This is a genomic window from Reyranella sp., from assembly GCF_050185545.1.
Classification (GTDB): Bacteria; Pseudomonadota; Alphaproteobacteria; order Reyranellales; family Reyranellaceae; genus Reyranella.
In genome coordinates, this window is the sequence record NZ_JBFWZI010000269.1 from 4,421 (window position 1) to 7,813 (window position 3,393).

At 66.1% G+C, this 3,393-nt stretch carries 3 protein-coding genes; 2 read left to right on the forward strand and 1 reads right to left on the reverse strand.

Features of this window, described 5'->3' with window-relative positions:
- Together AB7O82_RS35600 and AB7O82_RS35605 are read left to right on the forward strand one after the other, a co-directional pair.
- Window positions 1-1,197: tetratricopeptide repeat protein (locus AB7O82_RS35600; protein ID WP_428621625.1), on the forward strand; the 1,197-nt coding region annotated here is incomplete at its 5' end.
- 23 nt (window positions 1,198-1,220) lie between these two features.
- A complete protein-coding gene (locus AB7O82_RS35605) occupies window positions 1,221-2,246 on the forward strand; it encodes an amino acid ABC transporter substrate-binding protein (RefSeq protein WP_428621627.1) in 1,026 nt (341 codons plus the stop codon).
- A gap of 142 nt (window positions 2,247-2,388) precedes the next feature.
- On the opposite strand, the gene AB7O82_RS35610 is transcribed toward AB7O82_RS35605, so the two are convergent.
- Window positions 2,389-3,393 (reverse strand): sterol desaturase family protein (locus AB7O82_RS35610; RefSeq protein WP_428555378.1); only part of this gene is annotated, 1,005 nt, incomplete at its 5' end.

Here is a 3,393-nt window from a genome sequence, read left to right on the forward strand (position 1 = left end):
AACCGTGACCGCAAGGCGGCGGCGCTGGCCGAGCAGGTCGCCCATGCCTACTACCAGCGCGGCATGGCCCTGATCGACAAGCAGGACTACGACGGCGCGCTCGAGGATTTCAATCGCGCGCTCGAGATCACGCCGGACGAGGCGCGGCCCTACCTGGGACGCGGCGCGGCCTATCTCCGGCAGGGCAAGGCCAAGGAAGCGCTGGCCGACTTCGACAAGGCGATTGAGCTGGCGCCGGGCCGGGCCAACGTCTACTTCGAGCGCGGCTCGGCCTATCATCGCGTCGAGAACTACAAGGACGCGATCGCCGACTACACCGAGTCGATCCGCCTCGACCCCAAGGAGCCGCTCGCCTACATCAATCGCGGCATGGCGGAGATCTTCGTCAACAGGATCGACGACGCCATCGACGATTTCGATTCGGCGCTGCGCATCAGCCCGGACGACGTCAACGCGCTGATCCAGCGCGGCTTCGCCTCTGCGCTGAAGAAGGATTTCGGCGCCGCCTTCGCCGACAACACGAGGGCGCTCGAGCTCGCGCCGGACAATCCGACGGCCCTGTTCTACCGCGCCCAGATCGAGGCGCTGCGCGGCAACTCCGAGCGGGCGCTCGAGGACTACAACGCCGCGCAGCGCCTGCAGCCCGACAATCCGCGCACCTACGCCGCGCGGGCGGCGGTTTATCTCGAGCTCGGCGACTACGAAAGCGCGATCGACGATCTCGACCAGGCGATCAGGCTCAGGCCGAAGGATGCAGCGCAGTTCCTCAACCGCGGCATCGCCTGGTTCGGCAAAGGCGACTGGGAGCGCGCCATCGCCGACTACGGCGAGGCGCTGAAGATCGACCCGAACATGTACCAGGCGCTCAACAACCGGTGCATGACCAAGGCCGTGCTGGGCAACGATCTCGACGGCGCGGCGTCCGATTGCGATGCGGCGCAGGCGCTGAGCCCGCGTGACCCGTTCACCACCCTCAATCGCGGCCTGATCGAGCTCAAGCGCGGCCAGTTCGCCCGGGCGATCGCGCAGTACGATGCCGTCCTCGCCATCGATTCCCGCCGGGCGCGCGCCTACTACGGCCGCGGGTTGGCGAAGCTCAAGATGGGCGACAAGGCGGGCGGCGACGCCGACATTGCCGTTGCCAAGGCGATGCTGCCGAACGTCGCTGCGGAGTTTGCGAACTATGGCGTCCGCTGACGCCTGAGTTGGAGGGGAGAGGCATGCTGCGCTTGGGAGCTTTCATGGCGGCGATCGGACTTGCCGTGGCCGCGCTGCCGCAGGAAGCGGCGGCGGGCGCCGTTCTCGATTCGATCAAGGTGCGCGGCGAGCTGAACTGCGGCGTGCGCGGCGACACGCACGGCTTTGCCCGCAAGGACGACAAGGGCAGGTTCACCGGCTTCGAGGTCGACATCTGCCGCGCCGTGGCGGCCGCGATCCTCGGCAACGCCGACAAGGTGAAGTTCTTCCCGCTCGAGGCCGCGCGGCGCTTCCCGTCGCTGCAGAACGGCCAGGTCGACCTGCTGGTGTCCGGAACGACCTACACGATGGGGCGCGCGCTCACCGCCGGTCTCGATTTCGTCGCCGTCTACTACTACGACAGCCAGGCCTTCATGGTGCCCCGCAAGCTCGGCAAGAAGAGCGTCAAGGACCTGAGCGGCAACACGGTCTGCGTGCAGTCCGCCACGACCACGGCGGAGAACGCCGAGGAGTACTTTCGTCTCAACAAGATGACCTACAGCCCGGTGAGCTTCGACAGGCTGGATGACATGCGCATGGCGTTCTTTGCCGGCCGCTGCGACGCCCTGACGGCCGATCGCTCGGCGGTCTATGCCGCGCGCGCCTCCTATGCCAGCAACCCGAGGGATTTCCTCGTCCTGCCTGAAAGTCCCTCGCGCGAGCCGCTCGGCCTGATCATCAAGCAGGGCGACACGGCCTTCCGGGAAATCGTCCGCTGGTCGCTGTTCGCCATGGTCGAAGCCGAGGAGAACGGCATCAGGTCGGCCAATGTCGACGAGATGCTGAAGAGCGAGAGCCCCCGGATCAGGCGCCTGCTCGGCGCGACACCCGGCATGGGCAAGGCGCTCTCCGTCGACGACAAGTGGGCCTACAACATCATCAAGCAGGTCGGCAATTACGGCGAGGTCTACGACCGCAATATCGGCAGCGGCTCGAACCTCCGGATCCCGCGCAGCCTGAATGCGCTCGCCACCCAGGGCGGCATGCAATACGCACCACCGATGCGGTAGCTTCTTCATCCTCCCCAGCTCCGCTGGGGAGGTGTCGCCGTCATACGGCGACGGAGGGGTCATGAGTCATGAGGACCGCGGGCGTCCGGCCCGCTCATGCTCATGAGTCATGAGCGGGCGGGACGCCCGCGGTCCGCATGACTCACCCCTTCCACGTGAATGGAAACAGCTGCTGTCGGACGAAGCCGGGCGGCATGTAGTCGCCGAGCACGCCGTATTTACCGGGGAAGCGGCGGTCCGACTTCACGGCGGTGCCGAACATGTAATCGATGAAGGCGAAGTGGGCGGCGTAGTTGCGGTCGATCGCCTCGCGCTCCGAGCTGTGATGCCAGTGGTGGAAATCGGGCGTCACGATCAGCCATTTGAGCGGCGCGCGGGCGAATGCCTCCGGCAATCGGACGTTGGCGTGGTTGAACACGGCCTGGAAACCCACGATCACGATGTAGACGTTCATCGAGGCCTCGGTGAACCCCAGCACGTAGAGCACGCCCAGGATCGACACGCGTGTCGCCAAGAGCTCGAACAAGTGCAGGCGCGAGCCGGCCATCCAGTCCATGTACTCGGCGCTGTGATGCACGGCGTGAAAGCGCCACAGGAACGGGATCTCGTGGTAGGCGCGGTGCGTCCAGTACTGCACCAGGTCGGCGACCAGCAGCACCAGAAACAGCTCGGCGAAGAAGGGCAGGCCGCCGATCCATTTCTGCAGCGGCGGCCAGACCAGCCAGCCGAACAGCCGATGGATGGCGAAGTTCACGATGATCAGCGCGAGGCCCACCATCAGGTGGTTGACGATGAAATGCGTGAAGTCGGTCTGCCAGCCCGGCCGGAACACCGGCTGGTCGCGATGCAGCGGAAACATCTTCTCGATCAGGATGAACACCATGCTGGAGCCCAGCAGGTCGAGCAGGAACCAGTCGAGACCGATGTAGGGCGTGTTGTCGGGGAAGTCGCCGACCGGCACGCGATGGCCGCCCAGGCCTGCGGCGACCAGGATCAGGGCCAGCGCCGTGCCGTTCAGCCATCGATTGCGCAGCCGGATCAGGTTGGCGAGCGCCAGGCCGCCCGCGATCACCATGCCGACCAGCAGCACCTCGCGCAGCAGCTCGACGTCGTATTTCTTCCGCAGGTCCGGCGTCGTGAGATACTG

Bases quoted from the DNA above. Each gene is read 5' to 3' on its own strand.
- AB7O82_RS35605 (WP_428621627.1), top strand. From the start codon at position 1,221: ATGCTGCGCTTGGGAGCTTTCATGGCGGCGATCGGACTTGCCGTGGCC.